Origin of the sequence: Burkholderia sp. TSV86 (assembly GCF_001522865.1) — a bacterium.
Taxonomy (GTDB): domain Bacteria; phylum Pseudomonadota; class Gammaproteobacteria; order Burkholderiales; family Burkholderiaceae; genus Burkholderia.
The window spans coordinates 1-19,406 of sequence record NZ_LOWB01000043.1 but is presented as its reverse complement, the minus strand read 5'-3'; the positions used below and the strand labels follow the sequence as shown (position 1 = coordinate 19,406).

Here is a 19,406-nt window from a genome sequence, read left to right as displayed (position 1 = left end):
AGAAGGTCTGCGCTTCGCTATCCGTGAAGGCGGCCGTACCGTCGGCGCAGGCGTCGTCGCCAAGATCATCGAGTAAGCCAGTTATTCGTTGATCGACAGTTTAGGGGCCGGCGAAAGCCGGCTCCAACATGGTCTAGGGGTATAGCTCAACTGGCAGAGCGTCGGTCTCCAAAACCGAAGGTTGGGGGTTCGATTCCCTCTGCCCCTGCCACATAAGCCACGTTCAGCGTGGCGTTTGTTGTTTTAGGGTGTTATGGCGAATCCTTCCGTCGAAACTGTTAATACCTCCGGCGATAAGCTGATGCTGGCCCTGGGCGTATTGTTGGTCTTGGGCGGATTCGCAGGCTTTTTTTTGCTGGGCGGCAAGGAGTGGTATATCCGCGGCGCTGCGTTGGCGATAGGGGTGATTGCGGGTGTTGGCGTTGCGCTGGCATCGCTGCCGGGCAAGAGTTTCATCGCCTTTGCCAAGGATTCGTATCGCGAGGTGCGCAAGGTCGTTTGGCCCACGCGCAAGGAAGCCACGCAGACCACACTTGTCGTGTTTGGCTTTGTGCTGGTCATGGCGCTCTTTCTTTGGATTAGTGATAAGTCCATCGAGTGGGTGATTTTCTCGGTGATTCTGGGTTGGAAATGATATGAGCGATACTCCGGCATCCCCGAGTGGAAAGCGTTGGTACGTCGTGCACGCCTACTCCGGTATGGAGAAGAGCGTGCAACGCGCGCTTCAGGAGCGCATCGAGCGTGCCGGCATGCAGGATAAGTTCGGCCAGATTCTGGTTCCGACCGAAGAAGTGGTTGAAGTCAAAGGCGGTCACAAAGCGGTGACCGAACGTCGTTTCTTTCCCGGTTATGTGCTGGTGGAAATGGAGATGACGGACGAAACCTGGCACCTCGTCAAAAATACTGCGAAGGTCACCGGTTTCGTCGGCGGGGCGCGTAATCGCCCGAGTCCGATTTCCCCGCGGGAAGTCGAAAAGATCATGTCCCAGATGCAGGAAGGCGTGGAGAAACCGCGTCCGAAAACCCTGTTCGAGGTCGGTGAGATGGTGCGCGTGAAGGAAGGCCCATTCACGGATTTCAACGGCACGGTCGAAGAAGTGAATTACGAGAAATCGAGAGTGCGCGTGTCGGTCACTATTTTTGGGCGCGCAACGCCGGTCGAACTGGAGTTTGGCCAAGTCGAGAAGGTTTGAGCAGGTTCAGATGGGCAGCTTAGAAGGCTGCCCGTCGTCGCGCTTACGGCCCGCGTAATGGCCGTTGAGGAGCGCCAGTAGTCGCAAGACGAACCCGCGTTATTACTCACCGAACGCTTCGACGCGTTCCAACGAGGTTTCCAAATGGCAAAGAAGATCATCGGCTTTATCAAGCTGCAGATCCCTGCAGGTAAAGCCAATCCGTCGCCGCCCGTCGGTCCGGCTCTGGGTCAGCGTGGCCTGAACATCATGGAGTTCTGCAAGGCGTTCAACGCGCAGACTCAAGGCATGGAACCGGGCCTGCCTGTTCCGGTCGTCATCACGGCTTATGCGGACAAGAGCTTCACGTTCGTGATGAAGACGCCGCCGGCCACCGTGCTGATCAAGAAGGCGGCGAAGATCGACAAGGGTTCGAGCAAGCCCCATACCGACAAGGTCGGCAAGATTACCCGCGCTCAAGCGGAAGAGATCGCAAAGACCAAGATGCCGGATCTTACGGCGGCTGATCTCGATGCGGCTGTTCGCACCATCGCAGGTAGCGCACGCTCGATGGGCATCACTGTGGAGGGCGTGTAAATGGCCAAGATTTCGAAGCGCCGTCAGGCATTTGCCGCTAAGGTCGATCGCCAGAAGCTGTACCCGATCGACGATGCACTCGCACTCGTGAAGGAATGCGCGAGCGCGAAGTTCGATGAATCGATCGATGTCGCGGTTCAGCTCGGTATCGATGCGAAGAAGTCGGACCAGGTCGTCCGCGGCTCCGTCGTGCTGCCGGCAGGTACCGGCAAGTCGGTCCGCGTCGCCGTGTTTGCTCAAGGCGAAAAGGCCGAGCAAGCGCGCGCTGCCGGTGCCGAAGTGGTCGGCATGGAAGATCTGGCTGAGCAGATCAAGGCCGGTCAAATGGATTTCGACATCGTGATCGCCTCTCCGGACACGATGCGTATCGTGGGTACGCTGGGCCAGATTCTCGGCCCGCGCGGCTTGATGCCGAACCCGAAGGTCGGTACGGTCACGCCGGATGTCGCGACTGCAGTGAAGAACGCGAAGGCGGGGCAGGTGCAGTTCCGTGTCGACAAGGCGGGCATTATTCACGCGACGATCGGCCGTGCGTCTTTTGAGCCGACCGCGCTGCGCACCAACCTGTCGGCGTTGATCGAAGCGCTGCAAAAGGCGAAGCCGGCGACGAGCAAGGGTGTTTATCTGCGCAAGATCGCGCTGTCGAGCACGATGGGCGTCGGCGTGCGAGTCGACCAGGCTACGCTGGCAGCGCAGTAAGCGAAGTATTCGGGCTGCTTCGACAGAAGCGGCTCAAAAGGGCTTTGGGCGGTTGCTTGGCGCAGTGTGGCTGAGCAACCGGTTATCAAAGACCGTTGGCGGGAAAGCAGTAGTCGGGCGATCCCTTAATGCAAAGCCAACGCAGATGGCGAACCCGAAAAAGTTTTGCAGTGGTGAAGCTGGAGATCGACGAGCGATCGGCGATGTTCGGCGGAAATACTCCTAACGAGTCGGACGCCGTTGTTGAACGAGGTACGCGACGCGCGATGCGGAGCGTATCGTTTCTGGAGGCTAACCGTGCCGCTTAATAGAGAAGACAAGCAAGCCGTCGTCGCTGAGGTTGCCGCGCAAGTCGCGAAGGCCCAGACCGTTGTGCTCGCTGAGTATCGTGGGATTACGGTTGGCGATCTGACCACGCTGCGCGCGAAAGCGCGCGAGCAACAGGTTTACCTGCGCGTGCTGAAGAACACGCTGGCGCGTCGCGCCGTTGAAGGTACGCCGTTTGCTCCGCTGGCAGAGCAGATGACTGGTCCGTTGATCTACGGCATCTCGGAAGATGCGATTGCTGCTGCGAAGGTCGTCAACGACTTCAGCAAGAGCAATGATAAGTTGGTCATCAAGGCTGGTTCGTTCGATGGCAAGGTGATGGACAAAGCAGGCGTGCAAGCGCTCGCTAGCATCCCGAGCCGCGAAGAACTGCTCTCGAAGCTGCTGTTCGTCATGCAGGCACCTGTTTCCGGCTTTGCGCGCGCTCTGGCCGCGCTGGCGGAGAAGAAGCAGGCCGAAGCCGCATAAGCGAACGCATCTGAGCACAACAGATCGCTGGCTGTATCCGAATTCAATTTAGGAGTATTCCAAATGGCAATCGCAAAAGAAGACATCCTGGCCGCCGTTGAAGGCATGACGGTCCTGGAACTGAACGAACTGGTCAAGGCGTTCGAAGAGAAGTTCGGCGTGTCGGCTGCTGCAGTGGCAGTCGCAGGTCCGGCGGGTGGCGGCGCTGCTGCTGCTGCTGAAGAGAAGACCGACTTCACGGTCGTTCTGGCTGAAGCAGGCGGCAACAAGGTTGCAGTCATTAAGGCCGTTCGCGAAATCACGGGCCTGGGCCTGAAGGAAGCGAAGGACCTCGTCGACGGCGCACCGAAGCCCGTCAAGGAAGGCGTCGACAAGGCTGCTGCAGAAGAAGCCAAGAAGAAGCTGGAAGACGCGGGCGCGAAGGTCGAACTCAAGTAAGTTCACGCGCGCTGTGCGAAGGCTGGCGGTTTTTCACCGCCGGCCTTTTTGTGCTTTGTGGGGGCAGTGTTTTGACACTCTTTGCGGAGGTCGGGCAGACGCCCCCAGAAGCCAAAGAAAACCGTCTATCCCATGCGATCGGCGATTTTCTTTGTCTTCTGAAGCGACTGCAGAAGGCAAGTTTGGTCGGGCAACAGGTCATGCAGGTTCCGTTGCCGTCAGCCAGCGGTTGGTAGCGGCCAACCACCAAGCTTCTCGGCTCGTGCCGTCGGACGGCCATCGGGTCTCAGTCGGTGAACACTCGGGTTTGACGCGTCAAGGTATCCCGCCTCGACATCGCCCGTCGTGATTCGGAGATCGTATGCAATATTCCTTCACCGAGAAGAAGCGCATTCGCAAGAGTTTCGCGAAGCGTTCCATCGTTCACCAAGTACCTTTCCTGCTGGCCACCCAGCTTGAATCATTCAGCACATTTCTGCAAGCCGATGTGCCGCCTGCGCAACGTAAATCCGAAGGCTTGCAGGCCGCCTTTACGTCGGTATTCCCGATCGTCTCGCACAATGGCTTTGCTCGCCTGGAGTTCGTGAGCTATGCGCTGTCGTCGCCTGCGTTCAACATCAAAGAGTGTCAGCAGCGTGGTCTCACGTACTGCTCGGCGCTGCGCGCGAAAGTGCGCCTCGTGCTGCTCGACAAAGAGTCGCCGAACAAACCCGTCGTCAAGGAAGTGAAGGAACAGGAAGTGTACATGGGCGAAATTCCGCTCATGACGCCTACCGGTTCGTTCGTGATCAACGGCACCGAGCGGGTGATCGTGTCGCAGCTGCACCGTTCGCCCGGCGTGTTCTTCGAGCACGATAAGGGCAAAACGCACAGCTCGGGCAAGCTGTTGTTCTCCGCGCGGATCATTCCATACCGCGGCTCGTGGCTCGACTTCGAATTCGATCCGAAGGACGTGCTGTATTTCCGCGTCGACCGCCGCCGCAAGATGCCGGTCACGATCTTGCTGAAGGCTATCGGCCTCACGCCTGAGCAGATCCTCGCGAACTTCTTCGTGTTCGACAATTTCACGCTGATGGACGAAGGCGCGCAGATGGAGTTCGTGCCCGAGCGCCTGCGCGGCGAGGTCGCGCGCTTCGACATCACCGATCGCGAAGGCAAGGTGATCGTCCAGAAGGACAAGCGGATCAATGCGAAGCATATCCGCGATCTCGAAGCCGCGAAGACGAAGTTCATCTCGGTGCCGGAAGACTATCTGCTCGGCCGCGTGCTGGCGAAGAACGTTGTCGATGGCGATACCGGCGAAGTGATCGCGAACGCGAACGACGAGATCACCGAAAGCGTGCTCGAGAAGCTGCGCGAAGCGAAGATCAAGGAAATCCAGACGCTCTACACGAACGATCTGGATCAAGGTCCGTACATCTCGTCGACGCTGCGTGTCGACGAAACCGCAGATAAGACGGCTGCGCGCATCGCGATCTATCGGATGATGCGTCCGGGCGAACCGCCGACCGAAGAAGCGGTCGAAGCGCTCTTCAATCGTCTGTTCTACAGTGAGGATGCTTACGACCTGTCGAAGGTCGGCCGTATGAAGTTCAACCGCCGCGTCGGCCGTGACGAAATCACGGGCCCGATGACGCTGCAGGATGACGATATCCTCGCGACGATCAAGATTCTCGTCGAGCTGCGCAATGGTAAGGGCGAAGTGGACGATATCGACCACCTCGGCAACCGTCGCGTGCGCTGCGTCGGCGAACTCGCGGAAAACCAGTTCCGCGCGGGCCTCGTGCGCGTCGAGCGCGCGGTCAAGGAGCGCCTCGGCCAAGCCGAAAGCGAAAACCTGATGCCGCATGACCTGATCAACTCGAAGCCGATTTCGTCGGCGATTCGCGAGTTCTTCGGCTCGTCGCAGCTGTCGCAGTTCATGGACCAGACCAACCCGCTGTCGGAAATCACGCACAAGCGCCGTGTTTCCGCACTGGGCCCGGGCGGTTTGACGCGCGAGCGTGCAGGCTTCGAAGTGCGTGACGTGCATCCGACCCACTACGGCCGCGTGTGCCCGATCGAAACGCCGGAAGGTCCGAACATTGGTCTGATCAACTCGCTCGCGCTGTATGCGCACCTGAACGAGTACGGTTTTCTTGAGACGCCGTACCGCAAGGTCGCGGACGGCAAGGTGACCGACCAGATCGACTATTTGTCGGCAATCGAGGAAGGCCGCTACATGATCGCGCAGGCGAACGCGGCGATCGACGACAACGGCGCGCTCGTTGACGAACTGGTGTCGTCGCGTGAAGCTGGCGAAACGATGATGGTCACGCCGGATCGCATCCAGTACATGGACGTCGCGCCGTCGCAGATCGTGTCGGTCGCGGCATCGCTGATTCCGTTCCTCGAGCACGACGACGCGAACCGCGCGTTGATGGGCTCGAACATGCAGCGTCAGGCGGTGCCGTGCTTGCGTCCGGAGAAGCCGGTCGTCGGCACGGGCATCGAGCGCACGGTGGCGGTCGACTCGGGCACGACGGTGCAGGCTCTGCGTGGCGGCGTGGTGGACTACGTCGACGCGGGCCGTATCGTGATTCGCGTGAACGATGACGAAGCGGTGGCGGGTGAAGTCGGCGTCGACATCTACAACCTGATCAAGTACACGCGCTCGAACCAGAACACGAACATCAACCAGCGTCCGATCGTGAAGATGGGCGACAAGGTCGCGCGCGGCGACGTGCTGGCTGACGGCGCATCGACGGATCTGGGCGAACTCGCGCTCGGCCAGAACATGCTGATCGCGTTCATGCCATGGAACGGCTACAACTTCGAGGATTCGATTCTGATCTCGGAGAAGGTCGTGGCCGACGATCGCTATACGTCGATCCACATCGAAGAGCTGAACGTCGTTGCTCGCGACACGAAGCTCGGGCCGGAAGAAATCACGCGGGACATCTCGAACCTGGCAGAAGTGCAGCTCGGCCGTCTCGACGAATCGGGCATCGTGTACATCGGTGCGGAAGTCGAAGCGGGCGACGTGCTGGTCGGCAAGGTCACGCCTAAGGGCGAGACCCAGCTGACGCCGGAAGAGAAGCTGCTGCGCGCGATCTTCGGCGAGAAGGCGTCGGACGTGAAGGACACGTCGCTGCGCGTGCCGTCGGGCATGAGCGGCACCGTGATCGACGTGCAGGTGTTCACGCGTGAAGGCATCCAGCGCGACAAGCGTGCGCAACAGATCATCGACGACGAACTGAAGCGCTATCGTCTCGACCTGAACGACCAGCTGCGCATCGTGGAAGGCGACGCGTTCCAGCGTCTCGCGCGCATGCTGGTGGGCAAGGTCGCGAACGGCGGTCCGAAGAAGCTCGCGAAGGGTACGAAGATCGACCAGGCCTACCTGGAAGATCTCGACCACTACCACTGGTTCGACATCCGCCTCGCGGACGACGAAGCAGCGGCGCAGCTCGAAGCGATCAAGAACTCGATCGAAGAGAAGCGTCACCAGTTCGACCTCGCGTTCGAAGAGAAGCGCAAGAAGCTCACGCAAGGCGATGAATTGCCGCCGGGCGTGCTGAAGATGGTCAAGGTGTACCTTGCGGTGAAGCGCCGTCTGCAGCCCGGTGACAAGATGGCCGGCCGTCACGGTAACAAGGGCGTCGTGTCGAAGATCGTCCCGATCGAAGACATGCCGTACATGGCCGACGGCCGTCCGGCCGACGTCGTGCTGAACCCGCTCGGCGTGCCGTCGCGGATGAACGTGGGTCAGGTTCTGGAAGTGCACCTCGGCTGGGCCGCGAAGGGTCTCGGCTGGCGTATCGGCGAAATGCTGCAGCGTCAGACGAAGATCGAGGAACTGCGTGCATTCCTGACGAAGATCTACAACGAGTCGGGCCGCGCGGAAGATCTGGAGAGCTTTACCGACGACGAGATCCTCGAACTCGCGAAGAATCTGCGCGAAGGCGTGCCGTTCGCGACGCCGGTGTTCGACGGCGCGACCGAGGAAGAAATGTCGAAGATGCTCGACCTCGCGTTCCCGGACGAGATCGCCCAACAGCTCGACATGAATCCGTCGAAGAACCAGGTTCGCCTGTACGACGGCCGCACGGGCGAGCAGTTCGAGCGCCGCGTGACGCTCGGCTACATGCATTACCTGAAGCTGCACCACCTTGTCGACGACAAGATGCACGCGCGTTCGACGGGCCCGTACTCGCTCGTCACGCAGCAGCCGTTGGGCGGTAAGGCGCAGTTCGGTGGTCAGCGTTTCGGTGAAATGGAAGTGTGGGCACTCGAAGCGTATGGCGCGTCCTACGTGCTGCAGGAAATGCTGACGGTGAAGTCGGACGACGTGACCGGCCGGACCAAGGTGTACGAGAACCTGGTCAAGGGCGATCACGTGATCGATGCAGGCATGCCGGAATCCTTCAACGTGTTGGTGAAGGAAATCCGCTCACTCGGTATCGATATCGATCTCGACCGCAATTAATCGGACTACGGAGAGAAAGCAATGAAAGCTCTGCTCGATCTATTCAAGCAAGTCCAACAGGAAGAAGTTTTCGACGCGATCAAGATCGGTCTGGCCTCGCCCGACAAGATCCGTTCGTGGTCGTTCGGCGAAGTGAAGAAGCCGGAGACCATCAACTACCGCACGTTCAAGCCGGAACGCGATGGTCTGTTCTGCGCGAAGATCTTCGGGCCGATCAAGGACTACGAGTGCCTGTGCGGCAAGTACAAGCGCCTGAAGCACCGCGGCGTGATCTGCGAGAAGTGCGGCGTGGAAGTGACGCTGGCGAAGGTGCGCCGTGAGCGCATGGGCCACATCGAATTGGCCTCGCCGGTCGCGCACATCTGGTTCCTGAAGTCGCTGCCGTCGCGTCTGGGCATGGTGCTCGACATGACGCTGCGCGACATCGAGCGCGTGCTGTACTTCGAAGCCTATGTGGTGATCGAACCGGGCATGACGCCGCTGAAGGCGCGGCAGATCATGACCGAAGAGGATTACTACAACAAGGTCGAGGAATACGGCGACGAATTCCGTGCCGAGATGGGCGCGGAAGGCGTGCGCGAATTGCTGCGCGCGATCAACATCGACGAGCAGGTCGAGACGCTGCGCACCGAACTGAAGAACACCGGCTCGGAAGCGAAGATCAAGAAGTACGCGAAGCGCCTGAAGGTTCTCGAGGCATTCCAGCGCTCGGGCATCAAGCCTGAGTGGATGATCCTCGAAGTGCTGCCGGTGCTGCCGCCGGAACTGCGTCCGCTCGTGCCGCTCGATGGCGGCCGTTTCGCGACGTCGGACCTGAACGACCTGTATCGCCGCGTGATCAACCGTAACAACCGGTTGAAGCGCCTGCTCGAGCTGAAGGCCCCTGAAATCATCGTCCGCAACGAAAAGCGGATGCTGCAGGAAGCCGTCGACTCGCTGCTTGACAACGGCCGTCGCGGCAAGGCGATGACGGGCGCGAACAAGCGTCCGCTGAAGTCGCTCGCCGACATGATCAAGGGCAAGGGTGGCCGCTTCCGTCAGAACCTGCTGGGCAAGCGCGTCGACTACTCGGGCCGTTCGGTCATCGTGGTCGGCCCGACGCTGAAGCTGCACCAGTGCGGTCTGCCGAAGCTGATGGCGCTCGAGTTGTTCAAGCCGTTCATCTTCAACAAGCTTGAAGTGATGGGCGTCGCCACGACCATCAAGGCAGCGAAGAAGGAAGTCGAGAATCAGACGCCGGTGGTGTGGGACATCCTTGAAGAGGTGATCCGCGAGCACCCGGTGATGCTCAACCGTGCGCCGACGCTGCACCGTCTCGGCATCCAGGCGTTCGAGCCGGTGTTGATCGAAGGCAAGGCAATTCAACTGCACCCGCTCGTTTGCGCGGCGTTCAACGCCGACTTCGACGGTGACCAGATGGCCGTTCACGTGCCGCTGTCGCTCGAAGCGCAGATGGAAGCGCGCACGCTGATGCTCGCGTCGAACAACGTGCTGTTCCCGGCCAACGGCGATCCGTCGATCGTGCCGTCGCAGGATATCGTGTTGGGCCTGTATTACGCGACCCGTGAGGCGATCAACGCGAAGGGCGAGGGTCTGTCGTTTACCGGCGTGTCGGAAGTGATCCGTGCTTACGAGAACAAGGAAGTCGAGCTTGCCTCGCGCGTGAACGTGCGGATTACCGAAATGGTCCGCAACGAGGACAGGTCGGAAGGCGCGCCGGAATTCGTGCCGAAGATCACGCTGTACGCGACGACCGTCGGCCGCGCGATCCTGTCGGAGATCCTGCCGCATGGCCTGCCGTTCTCGGTGCTGAACAAGCCGTTGAAGAAGAAGGAAATCTCGCGCCTGATCAACACCGCATTCCGCAAGTGCGGTTTGCGCGCGACGGTGGTGTTCGCCGACCAGCTGATGCAATCGGGCTTCCGTCTCGCGACGCGCGCCGGCATCTCGATCTGCGTGGACGACATGCTCGTGCCGCCGCAGAAGGAAACGATCGTCGGCGACGCCGCGAAGAAGGTGAAGGAGTATGACCGTCAGTACATGTCGGGTCTCGTCACCGCGCAGGAGCGCTACAACAACGTGGTCGACATTTGGTCGGCGACGTCGGAGGCGGTCGGTAAGGCGATGATGGAGCAACTGTCGACGGAGCCGGTGATCGACCGCGACGGCAACGAAACACGCCAGGAATCGTTCAACTCGATCTACATGATGGCCGACTCGGGCGCCCGGGGTTCCGCGGTGCAGATTCGTCAGCTGGCCGGTATGCGCGGCCTGATGGCGAAGCCGGACGGCTCGATTATCGAGACGCCGATTACCGCGAACTTCCGCGAAGGCCTGAACGTGTTGCAGTACTTCATCTCGACCCACGGTGCACGTAAGGGTCTGGCTGATACGGCACTGAAGACCGCGAACTCGGGTTACCTGACGCGTCGTCTGGTCGACGTCACGCAGGATCTGGTCGTGGTCGAGGACGATTGCGGCACGTCGAACGGTGTCGCGATGAAGGCGCTGGTCGAAGGCGGTGAAGTCGTCGAAGCGCTGCGTGACCGGATTCTCGGCCGCGTCGCGGTGGCGGATGTCGTGAATCCGGAAACGCAGGAAACGCTGTACGAAGCGGGCACGCTGCTCGACGAAACGGCGGTTGAAGATATCGAGCGTCTCGGCATCGACGAGGTGCGCGTGCGCACGGCGCTGACCTGTGAAACGCGTTACGGCCTCTGCGCCGCGTGCTATGGCCGCGATCTCGGCCGCGGCTCGCTCGTGAACGTCGGCGAAGCGGTCGGCGTGATCGCGGCGCAGTCGATTGGCGAACCGGGTACGCAGCTCACGATGCGCACGTTCCACATCGGTGGTGCGGCATCGCGTGCGGCGGTGGCTTCGTCGATCGAAGCGAAGAGCAACGGTATCGTGCGCTTCACGTCCACGATGCGTTACGTCACCAACGCGAAGGGTGAGCAGATCGTCATTTCCCGTTCGGGTGAGGCGATGATCACCGATGACTTCGGTCGTGAGCGCGAGCGTCACAAAGTGCCGTATGGCGCAACGCTGCTGCAACTCGACGGCGTAACCGTCAAGGCCGGCACGCAGCTCGCCACGTGGGACCCGCTGACGCGTCCGATCATCACCGAGTACGGCGGTACGGTGAAGTTCGAGAACGTCGAGGAAGGCGTGACGGTCGCCAAGCAGATCGACGACGTGACCGGTTTGTCGACGCTAGTCGTGATCGACGCGAAGCGTCGCGGCTCGCAGGCGTCGAAGAGCGTGCGTCCGCAGGTGAAGCTGCTCGACGCGAACGGCGACGAAGTGAAGATCCCGGGCACGGAGCATTCGGTGCAGATCGGCTTCCAGGTCGGCGCGCTGATTACCGTGAAGGATGGTCAGCAGGTGCAGGTCGGTGAAGTGCTCGCACGTATCCCGACCGAATCACAGAAGACCCGCGACATCACCGGTGGTCTGCCGCGAGTTGCCGAGCTGTTCGAAGCACGTTCGCCGAAGGATGCAGGCATCCTCGCGGAAGTCACCGGGACGGTGTCGTTCGGTAAGGACACGAAGGGCAAGCAGCGTCTCGTCATCACGGATCTCGAGGGCAACCAACACGAGTTCCTGATTGCGAAGGAAAAGCAGGTGCTGGTCCACGACGGTCAGGTCGTCAACAAGGGCGAAATGATCGTGGACGGCCCGGCTGATCCGCACGACATCCTGCGTCTGCAGGGTATCGAGGCGCTGTCGCGTTACATCGTGGACGAAGTACAGGACGTGTATCGTCTGCAGGGCGTGAAGATCAACGACAAGCACATCGAGGTGATCGTTCGCCAGATGCTGCGTCGCGTGCAGATCACCGACAACGGCGATACGCGCTTCATCCCCGGCGAGCAGGTCGAACGCTCGGACATGCTGGACGAAAACGATCGCATGATCGCCGAGGGCAAGCGTCCGGCGACATACGACAATATCCTGCTGGGTATCACGAAGGCATCGCTGTCGACCGATTCGTTCATCTCCGCGGCATCGTTCCAGGAAACGACCCGCGTGCTGACCGAGGCGGCGATCATGGGCAAGCGCGACGATCTGCGTGGCCTGAAGGAAAACGTGATCGTCGGCCGTCTGATTCCTGCCGGTACGGGTCTGGCGTTCCACAAGGCGCGCAAGGCGAAGGAATTGTCGGATCGCGAGCGTTTCGACCAGATCGCAGCGGAAGAAGCGTTCGAGTTCGGTACGCCGGAAACCCCGGCCGCCGAAGAGCCGCAGCATCCGGCGGCGGAGTGAGCCGGGCGGCGTAAGCCGCTTTGCCTGCACCACGGCTGGTAAAAGCCGCCCGGTTTCGACCGGGCGGCTTTTTTTATGCTGGGATTCGGGAAAACCTGGGTAGCAAAAACGATGAAATTGACCATCGAAACACTGTGATGCGTCAATTCATTCTCATTAAAAAATGCCTTCACTAATACTTTATTTATTGGCGATTTCCTGGAAATGATGGATATTGCGTGCGCTAAATTAAATTAAGCGCTGCTTTACATATGCGATCATTCATATCATTATGATGAGTAAGAAAAAGCGTAGTGGTGAATCCATCGTGCAACCTGGGAGACCAAATGGTATGCGTGCATGTGAATTAGATAATAAGAGCGCCGATTCGGATGGTGGTTGCGTGTCGGCCGCTTAAATTCGTACTCCTGTTTAATTGTCACCAACCTGTGTGGTGTCGATTCCGATGCCGCACGCCTGACGACGCGTCGTCACTTTTCCGAGGAGGTAGTGCAATGGGTACGCTTCATTTTTCCAAGGCCGTTGCTGCGCTTACTGTGGTCTGCGCTTCGATCTCGTCTGCTTATGCCGTCACGGTATCGCGTGCGGACGGGCAGCCGATGAACCCGAATGGCGAGCCGTTCTCGGTATCAGGCTCCATGGCGCTCTCCAAGAGCGGTATCAGCGCAACCTGCAATACGACCTTCAATGGCACGATCACATCGGGCGGGATCGTGACGATTACGTCCACGCAGTTTGCGGGCGGTGGCACCTGCTCGTGGATCTCGAGTAACGCAACCAGCTCGTCGCCGTGGACGGGCCAGGCCGACAGTACGACTCAGTTGACGATCAACAATGCGCAGGTGCAGGTGTTGTTTCTCGGTACGTGCGGACCGAGCAAGGTCGTCGCTGGTTGGGACAATAAGGCTTCGTCTCTGACGCTCAATAACGCCCAGCTGACGCCGAATTGCCAGATCAACGGCACGATGGTGACGTCACCGCAATTCACCGTGCAATAAGCGCCGACATAACCGTTGGTATTGTGCGCCGGCCGTCTATCGACTGCCGGCATTTAATGTGAGTGGCGTTGTGTAGCAAAAAAGGTGGTATGAGAACGATTTCATTTCCGCAAAAAATCCGATCTGGAAGTAATTAAATGCGCGAGATTAATCATGTATTTTTGCGCAACTATATTTGAGCGGAAAATGCGGGTGTGTTGACGGCATCGGTTTCGACGATCGGTTCGTCTGTAATCGTTTTCTATCGATCGTTGCCGGCTGCTGCGCCGGCGTGGCGGCGCTCGTGCGGCGCTTGGCGCGGCCGAGCCACGCCGTCATCGTCTTGATGGGTTTGACGCGGGCGCGTGGGGCGCGTCTCTCATGTTCGTTGGGCCGATTGTTGCGGATGCATGCTGCATTGATCGCCTAGCCGAACAGCCGACGTTCGGCCGCGATCCTCTTCGGTTGCGGCGGCGTTGGTAAAATCCCGCTCACCAGCCCTTTCTCGCAGTTCTCCATCCGATCTCATGTCCCGTGCGCTAGAAATTCTCAACGAAGTCTTCGGCTATCCCGCCTTCCGTGGCCAACAGGGCGAGATCGTCGAACACGTGGCGGCGGGCGGCGATTGTCTCGTGCTGATGCCGACGGGCGGCGGCAAATCGCTCTGCTATCAGATTCCGGCGCTCGTGCGTTCCGAAGCCGGTCGCGGCGCGGGCATCGTGGTGTCGCCGCTGATTGCGCTGATGCAAGATCAAGTCGCGGCCTTGTCCGAGGTCGGCGTGCGGGCCGCGTATCTGAATTCGACGCTCTCCGGGGCCGAGGCGGCCGCGACCGAGCGTGCGCTGCGGGACGGCGACGTCGATCTGCTCTACGTTGCGCCCGAGCGGCTGATGACGCCGCGTTTTCTCGATCTCCTCGAGCGCGCGAACATCGGTCTTTTCGCGATCGACGAAGCGCATTGCGTATCGCAATGGGGGCACGATTTCCGTCCCGAGTACATCCAGCTTTCGGTGCTGCACGAGCGTTTTCCGAGCGTTCCGCGGATCGCGCTGACCGCGACGGCCGACGCGCTGACGCGAGACGAGATCGTTCAACGTCTCGCGCTCGACGACGCGCGCATTTTCGTATCGAGCTTCGACCGGCCGAACATCCGCTACCGGATCGTCGAGAAGGATAACGCCCGCTCGCAGCTGCTCGATTTCATTCGTGCAGAGCACACGAATGCGGATGGCACGACCGACGCGGGCGTCGTCTACTGCTTGTCGCGCCGCAAGGTCGAAGAGACGGCCGAATGGCTGAAGGCGCAAGGTGTGCGCGCGCTGCCGTATCACGCGGGCATGGAGTTCGAAGTCAGGCAGAAGCACCAGGAGATGTTCCAGCGCGAGGAAGGGATCGTGATGTGCGCGACGATCGCATTCGGAATGGGCATCGACAAGCCGGACGTCCGTTTCGTCGCGCATCTCGATTTGCCGAAGAGCGTCGAAGGCTATTACCAGGAGACGGGGCGGGCGGGCCGCGACGGCATGCCGGCGAATGCATGGATGGCGTATGGGTTGGGCGACGTCGTTCAGCAGCGCAAGATGATCGACGAATCGGACGCGGACGACGCGCACAAGCGGATCCAGACGTCAAAGCTCGACGCGTTGCTCGGGCTGTGCGAGACACCGTCGTGCCGGCGCGTGAGGCTGCTTGCCTATTTCGGCGAGACGAGCGAGCCCTGTGGCAATTGCGACACCTGTCTCGAGCCGCCTGCGACCTGGGATGCGACGCGCGAGGCGCAAATGGCGCTGTCGTGTGTGTTCCGCGCGCAGCGCGCGAGCGGTTTCAATTTCGGCGCGAGCCACCTGATCGAGATATTGCGCGGCGCGCGCACCGAAAAGGTGCTGCAGCGCGGCCACGAAAATCTGAGCACGTTCGGCATCGGTGCCGAGTTGTCCGAACCCGAGTGGCGCGCGATCTTCCGGCAGCTGGTCGCATTCGGCTATCTGGCCGTCGATCACGGCGGTTTCGGCGCGCTCGTGCTGACCGAGGCGAGCAAGCCGGTGCTCAAGGGCGCCGAAAAAGTCACGCTGCGCCGCTATGTCAAGCCCGCACGTACCCGCGATGCGCGTGGCCGCAGCGGCGCGCGCGTCGATCCGACGGCCGGCATGAGCCCGCGCGAGCGCGCCCGCTGGGAGCGACTGCGCGCTTGGCGAGCCGAGACCGCGAAAAGCGACGGCGTGCCCGCGTATGTGATTTTTCACGATGCGACGCTCGCTGAAATTGCCCGCAACGCGCCGGAGTCGATCGACGATCTGCGCCATATCCCAGGGATCGGCGCGCGCAAGCTCGACCGCTTCGGTGATGAGTTGCTCGAGGTCGTCGAATCGGCGTGATATGTCGCAGATGTGTCACCAATAATTCACGCAGGCTTCGACGCGAAAATCACGCAAGCTATTGACTCACTTGCAATTTTCGGAATATTATGCCGGGTTCCGGTTCTCGGTGGGTTGATTCGCGGGCGCAAGTCCGGGGTCGCGCACAGGTGAGCTGGGACGTTACGCACGCTGGTTTTCGCTTTGCCCGAGGCCGGCGTGCTGATTTTGGTCAATTTCAGGAATACACAATGCCAACCATCAATCAACTGGTTCGCAAAGGCCGCTCGTCGGAAACGACGAAGAGCAAGAGCCCGGCCTTGCAGGACTGCCCGCAGCGTCGCGGCGTGTGCACCCGTGTGTACACGACGACGCCGAAGAAGCCGAACTCGGCGCTCCGTAAGGTCGCCAAGGTGCGCCTGACGAACGGTTTCGAAGTGATCTCGTACATCGGTGGTGAAGGCCACAACCTGCAGGAACACTCTGTCGTGCTGATCCGCGGCGGCCGTGTGAAGGACTTGCCGGGTGTGCGTTACCACATGGTTCGCGGCTCGCTGGATACGCAGGGCGTCAAGGACCGTAAGCAGGCTCGCTCGAAGTACGGCGCGAAGCGCGCGAAGGCTGCGAAGTAAGCAGTGCAGAATGGAGATCGCCTCGTAGGGCGGTCAAGGCGGTGGTGCCGGATTGCCGGTGCTGTCGAGTAAGTGGTCACCCGGCCAAGCTGGTTAGTCGTGAAGATGTGATCGGGTTAGTTGGTGGCCGCGGGGCTTCAAAAAAGCTCCAACTGAACAGGTAAAGGAAGAAACATGCCGCGTCGTCGCGAAGTTCCCAAGCGGGAAGTGTTGCCGGATCCGAAGTACGGCAACGTAGATGTAGCCAAGTTCATGAACATGTTGATGCTGTCCGGCAAGAAGTCGGTTGCTGAGCGCATTGTTTATGGCGCATTCGAGCAAATCCAGACCAAGGGTGGCAAGGACCCGCTGGAAGTGTTCACGGTCGCGCTCAACAACGTGAAGCCGGTGGTCGAAGTGAAGAGCCGTCGCGTTGGTGGTGCGAACTATCAGGTTCCGGTCGAAGTGCGTCCGTCGCGTCGTATGGCATTGGCGATGCGCTGGTTGCGCGAGGCTGCGAAGAAGCGCAGCGAGAAGTCGATGGCTCTGCGCCTGGCCGGTGAACTCAGCGAGGCCGCGGAAGGCCGCGGCGGTGCGATGAAGAAGCGCGACGAAGTGCATCGGATGGCGGAAGCCAACCGTGCGTTCTCGCACTTCCGCTTCTAAGCGCCAAGCTGGGTTTTTAGCGGAAAAATTCCGGGCGGGTGCGCTGATTTGGCGCCTCGCCCATTTGTGTTGAGGCGTGCTGCGACGTGTATGCAAGGGTCGCATCGCGCCAACCCAATAGAGGATCAAAGTGGCTCGTAAGACTCCCATCGAGCGCTACCGCAACATCGGTATTAGCGCTCACATCGACGCCGGCAAAACGACGACGACCGAGCGCATTCTGTTTTACACCGGCGTGAACCACAAGATTGGCGAAGTTCACGACGGTGCGGCGACGATGGACTGGATGGAGCAGGAACAGGAGCGTGGCATCACGATCACGTCCGCTGCTACCACGGCGTTCTGGAAGGGCATGGGCGGCAATTACCCGGAACACCGCATCAACATCATCGATACGCCGGGGCACGTCGATTTCACGATCGAAGTGGAGCGCTCGATGCGCGTGCTCGACGGCGCGTGCATGGTGTACTGCGCGGTGGGCGGCGTGCAGCCGCAATCGGAAACCGTGTGGCGCCAAGCTAACAAGTACGGCGTGCCGCGTCTCGCGTTCGTCAACAAGATGGACCGTACCGGCGCGAACTTCTTCAAGGTCTACGACCAGCTCAAGCTGCGCCTGAAGGCAAACCCGGTTCCGGTCGTGGTGCCGATCGGCGCGGAAGAGAATTTCAAGGGCGTCGTCGATCTGCTGAAGATGAAGGCGATCATTTGGGACGAAGCGTCGCAAGGCACGAAGTTCGACTACGTCGACATCCCGGCCGAACTCGCCGAAACCTGCCAGGAATGGCGTGAAAAGATGGTCGAGGCGGCTGCGGAAGCCAACGAAGACCTGATGAACAAGTACCTGGAAGAAGGCGATCTGCCGGAAGCCGACATCGTCAAGGCGCTGCGCGACCGGACGATCGCGTGCGAAATCCAGCCGATGCTGTGCGGCACCGCGTTCAAGAACAAGGGCGTGCAGCGTATGCTCGACGCCGTGATCGACTTCCTGCCGTCGCCGGTCGACATTCCGCCGGTCAAGGGCGAACTGGACAACGGCGAAACCGCCGAGCGCCAGGCGTCGGACGACGAGAAGTTCTCGTCGCTCGCGTTCAAGATCATGACCGACCCGTTCGTCGGCCAACTGATCTTCTTCCGCGTGTATTCCGGCGTTGTCAATTCGGGCGATACGGTGCTGAACTCGACCAAGGGCAAGAAGGAGCGCCTCGGCCGTATTCTGCAGATGCACGCGAACAACCGCGAGGAAATCAAGGAAGTTCGCGCCGGCGATATCGCTGCCGCGGTCGGCCTGAAGGAGGCGACCACGGGCGACACGTTGTGCGATCCCGCGCATCCGATCGTGCTCGAGCGCATGGTGTTCCCGGAGCCGGTGATCTCGCAGGCCGTCGAGCCGAAGACGAAGGCCGACCAGGAAAAGATGGGCCTCGCGCTGAACCGTCTCGCGCAGGAAGACCCGTCGTTCCGCGTGCAGACCGATGAGGAATCGGGCCAGACGATCATTTCGGGCATGGGCGAGCTTCACCTCGAAATTCTGGTCGACCGGATGAAGCGCGAATTCGGCGTGGAAGCAACCGTCGGCAAGCCGCAGGTCGCGTACCGCGAAACGATCCGTTCGACGGCGAAGGACGTCGAAGGCAAGTTCGTCAAGCAATCGGGCGGCCGTGGTCAGTATGGCCATGCGGTCATTACGCTTGAGCCGCACGAGCAGGGCAAGGGTTACGAGTTCCTCGACGAGATCAAGGGCGGCGTGATTCCGCGTGAATACATCCCGGCGGTCGACAAGGGTATCCAGGACACGCTGAAGAGCGGCATTTTGGCGGGCTTCCCGGTCGTCGACGTGAAGGTTCACCTGACGTTCGGTTCGTACCACGACGTTGACTCGAACGAAAACGCGTTCCGCATGGCTGGTTCGATGGCGTTCAAGGAGGCCATGCGCCGCGCGAACCCGGTGTTGCTCGAGCCGATGATGGCGGTCGAAGTCGAGACGCCGGAAGAGTACATGGGCAACGTGATGGGCGACTTGTCGGGTCGTCGCGGCATCGTGCAGGGCATGGAAGACATGATCGGCGGCGGCAAGATCGTGCGCGCCGAAGTGCCGCTGTCGGAAATGTTCGGTTATTCGACGTCGCTGCGCTCGCTGACGCAAGGCCGTGCGACGTACACGATGGAGTTCAAGCACTACGCTGAAGCTCCTAAGAACGTTGCCGACGCGATCATCAGCGCGAAGTCGAAGTAAAGCTGCATCTCCCAACCGCTTATTTTTGAAAGAAGAGAGTCATGGCAAAAGAGAAATTCGAGCGGACCAAGCCGCACGTGAACGTAGGAACGATTGGTCACGTTGACCACGGCAAGACGACGCTGACGGC

14 protein-coding genes, 1 tRNA gene and 1 pseudogene are annotated in these 19,406 nt (G+C 60.4%); all 16 read left to right on the top strand.

The genetic code is table 11. The features are described 5' to 3' along the window. Nucleotides 1-76, top strand: a pseudogene (locus WS68_RS25810) (elongation factor Tu); the annotation flags it as partial. Between the two features lie 59 nt (nt 77-135). After that, nucleotides 136-211, top strand: a tRNA-Trp gene (locus tag WS68_RS07730). 42 nt (nt 212-253) lie between these two features. Next, the gene (gene secE / locus WS68_RS07725; protein WP_059570238.1) at nt 254-634 is read left to right on the top strand and encodes a preprotein translocase subunit SecE; all 381 of its coding nucleotides are present in this window, start codon (nt 254-256) and stop codon (nt 632-634) included. A 1-nt stretch (nt 635) separates the two neighbouring features. After that, on the top strand, nt 636-1,193 hold the full coding sequence (gene nusG, locus WS68_RS07720; RefSeq protein ID WP_004525645.1) for a transcription termination/antitermination protein NusG: 558 nt from the start codon (nt 636-638) through the stop codon (nt 1,191-1,193). Nucleotides 1,194-1,337: 144 nt separating this feature from the next. Continuing rightward, nucleotides 1,338-1,769, top strand: coding sequence for a 50S ribosomal protein L11 (rplK, locus tag WS68_RS07715; protein WP_059519674.1), 432 nt, complete (start codon nt 1,338-1,340; stop codon nt 1,767-1,769). Beyond that, the gene (rplA, locus tag WS68_RS07710; protein WP_059519675.1) at nt 1,770-2,468 is read left to right on the top strand and encodes a 50S ribosomal protein L1; all 699 of its coding nucleotides are present in this window, start codon (nt 1,770-1,772) and stop codon (nt 2,466-2,468) included. Between the two features lie 297 nt (nt 2,469-2,765). After that, nucleotides 2,766-3,263 (top strand): 50S ribosomal protein L10, encoded by a 498-nt coding sequence (rplJ, locus tag WS68_RS07705; RefSeq protein ID WP_059519683.1) that lies wholly within the window; start codon nt 2,766-2,768, stop codon nt 3,261-3,263. Between the two features lie 63 nt (nt 3,264-3,326). Next, entirely contained in the window at nt 3,327-3,701 is a 375-nt protein-coding gene (gene rplL, locus WS68_RS07700) for a 50S ribosomal protein L7/L12 (protein ID WP_059519676.1), read from the top strand. A gap of 361 nt (nt 3,702-4,062) precedes the next feature. Next, on the top strand, nt 4,063-8,169 hold the full coding sequence (rpoB, locus tag WS68_RS07695) for a DNA-directed RNA polymerase subunit beta (RefSeq protein WP_059570237.1): 4,107 nt from the start codon (nt 4,063-4,065) through the stop codon (nt 8,167-8,169). Between the two features lie 21 nt (nt 8,170-8,190). Then, nucleotides 8,191-12,435, top strand: a complete 4,245-nt coding sequence (rpoC, locus tag WS68_RS07690) for a DNA-directed RNA polymerase subunit beta' (protein ID WP_059570236.1) — start codon at nt 8,191-8,193, stop codon at nt 12,433-12,435. Nucleotides 12,436-12,929: 494 nt separating this feature from the next. Further along, the gene (locus WS68_RS07685; protein WP_059570235.1) at nt 12,930-13,433 is read left to right on the top strand and encodes a hypothetical protein; all 504 of its coding nucleotides are present in this window, start codon (nt 12,930-12,932) and stop codon (nt 13,431-13,433) included. A 506-nt stretch (nt 13,434-13,939) separates the two neighbouring features. Beyond that, nucleotides 13,940-15,787: a DNA helicase RecQ gene (gene recQ / locus WS68_RS07675; protein WP_059570233.1), complete on the top strand. Its 1,848-nt coding sequence runs from the start codon at nt 13,940-13,942 to the stop codon at nt 15,785-15,787. A 230-nt stretch (nt 15,788-16,017) separates the two neighbouring features. Then, complete coding sequence (gene rpsL / locus WS68_RS07670) at nt 16,018-16,398, top strand: 30S ribosomal protein S12 (protein WP_059570232.1); 381 nt, start codon at nt 16,018-16,020, stop codon at nt 16,396-16,398. Between the two features lie 174 nt (nt 16,399-16,572). Continuing rightward, the gene (gene rpsG, locus WS68_RS07665) at nt 16,573-17,043 is read left to right on the top strand and encodes a 30S ribosomal protein S7 (RefSeq protein ID WP_004198359.1); all 471 of its coding nucleotides are present in this window, start codon (nt 16,573-16,575) and stop codon (nt 17,041-17,043) included. A 130-nt stretch (nt 17,044-17,173) separates the two neighbouring features. Then, on the top strand, nt 17,174-19,276 hold the full coding sequence (fusA, locus tag WS68_RS07660; RefSeq protein WP_059570231.1) for an elongation factor G: 2,103 nt from the start codon (nt 17,174-17,176) through the stop codon (nt 19,274-19,276). A 41-nt stretch (nt 19,277-19,317) separates the two neighbouring features. Beyond that, nucleotides 19,318-19,406, top strand: an 89-nt coding sequence (locus WS68_RS07655) for a GTP-binding protein (RefSeq protein WP_038059333.1), incomplete at its 3' end; no start/stop codon positions are given.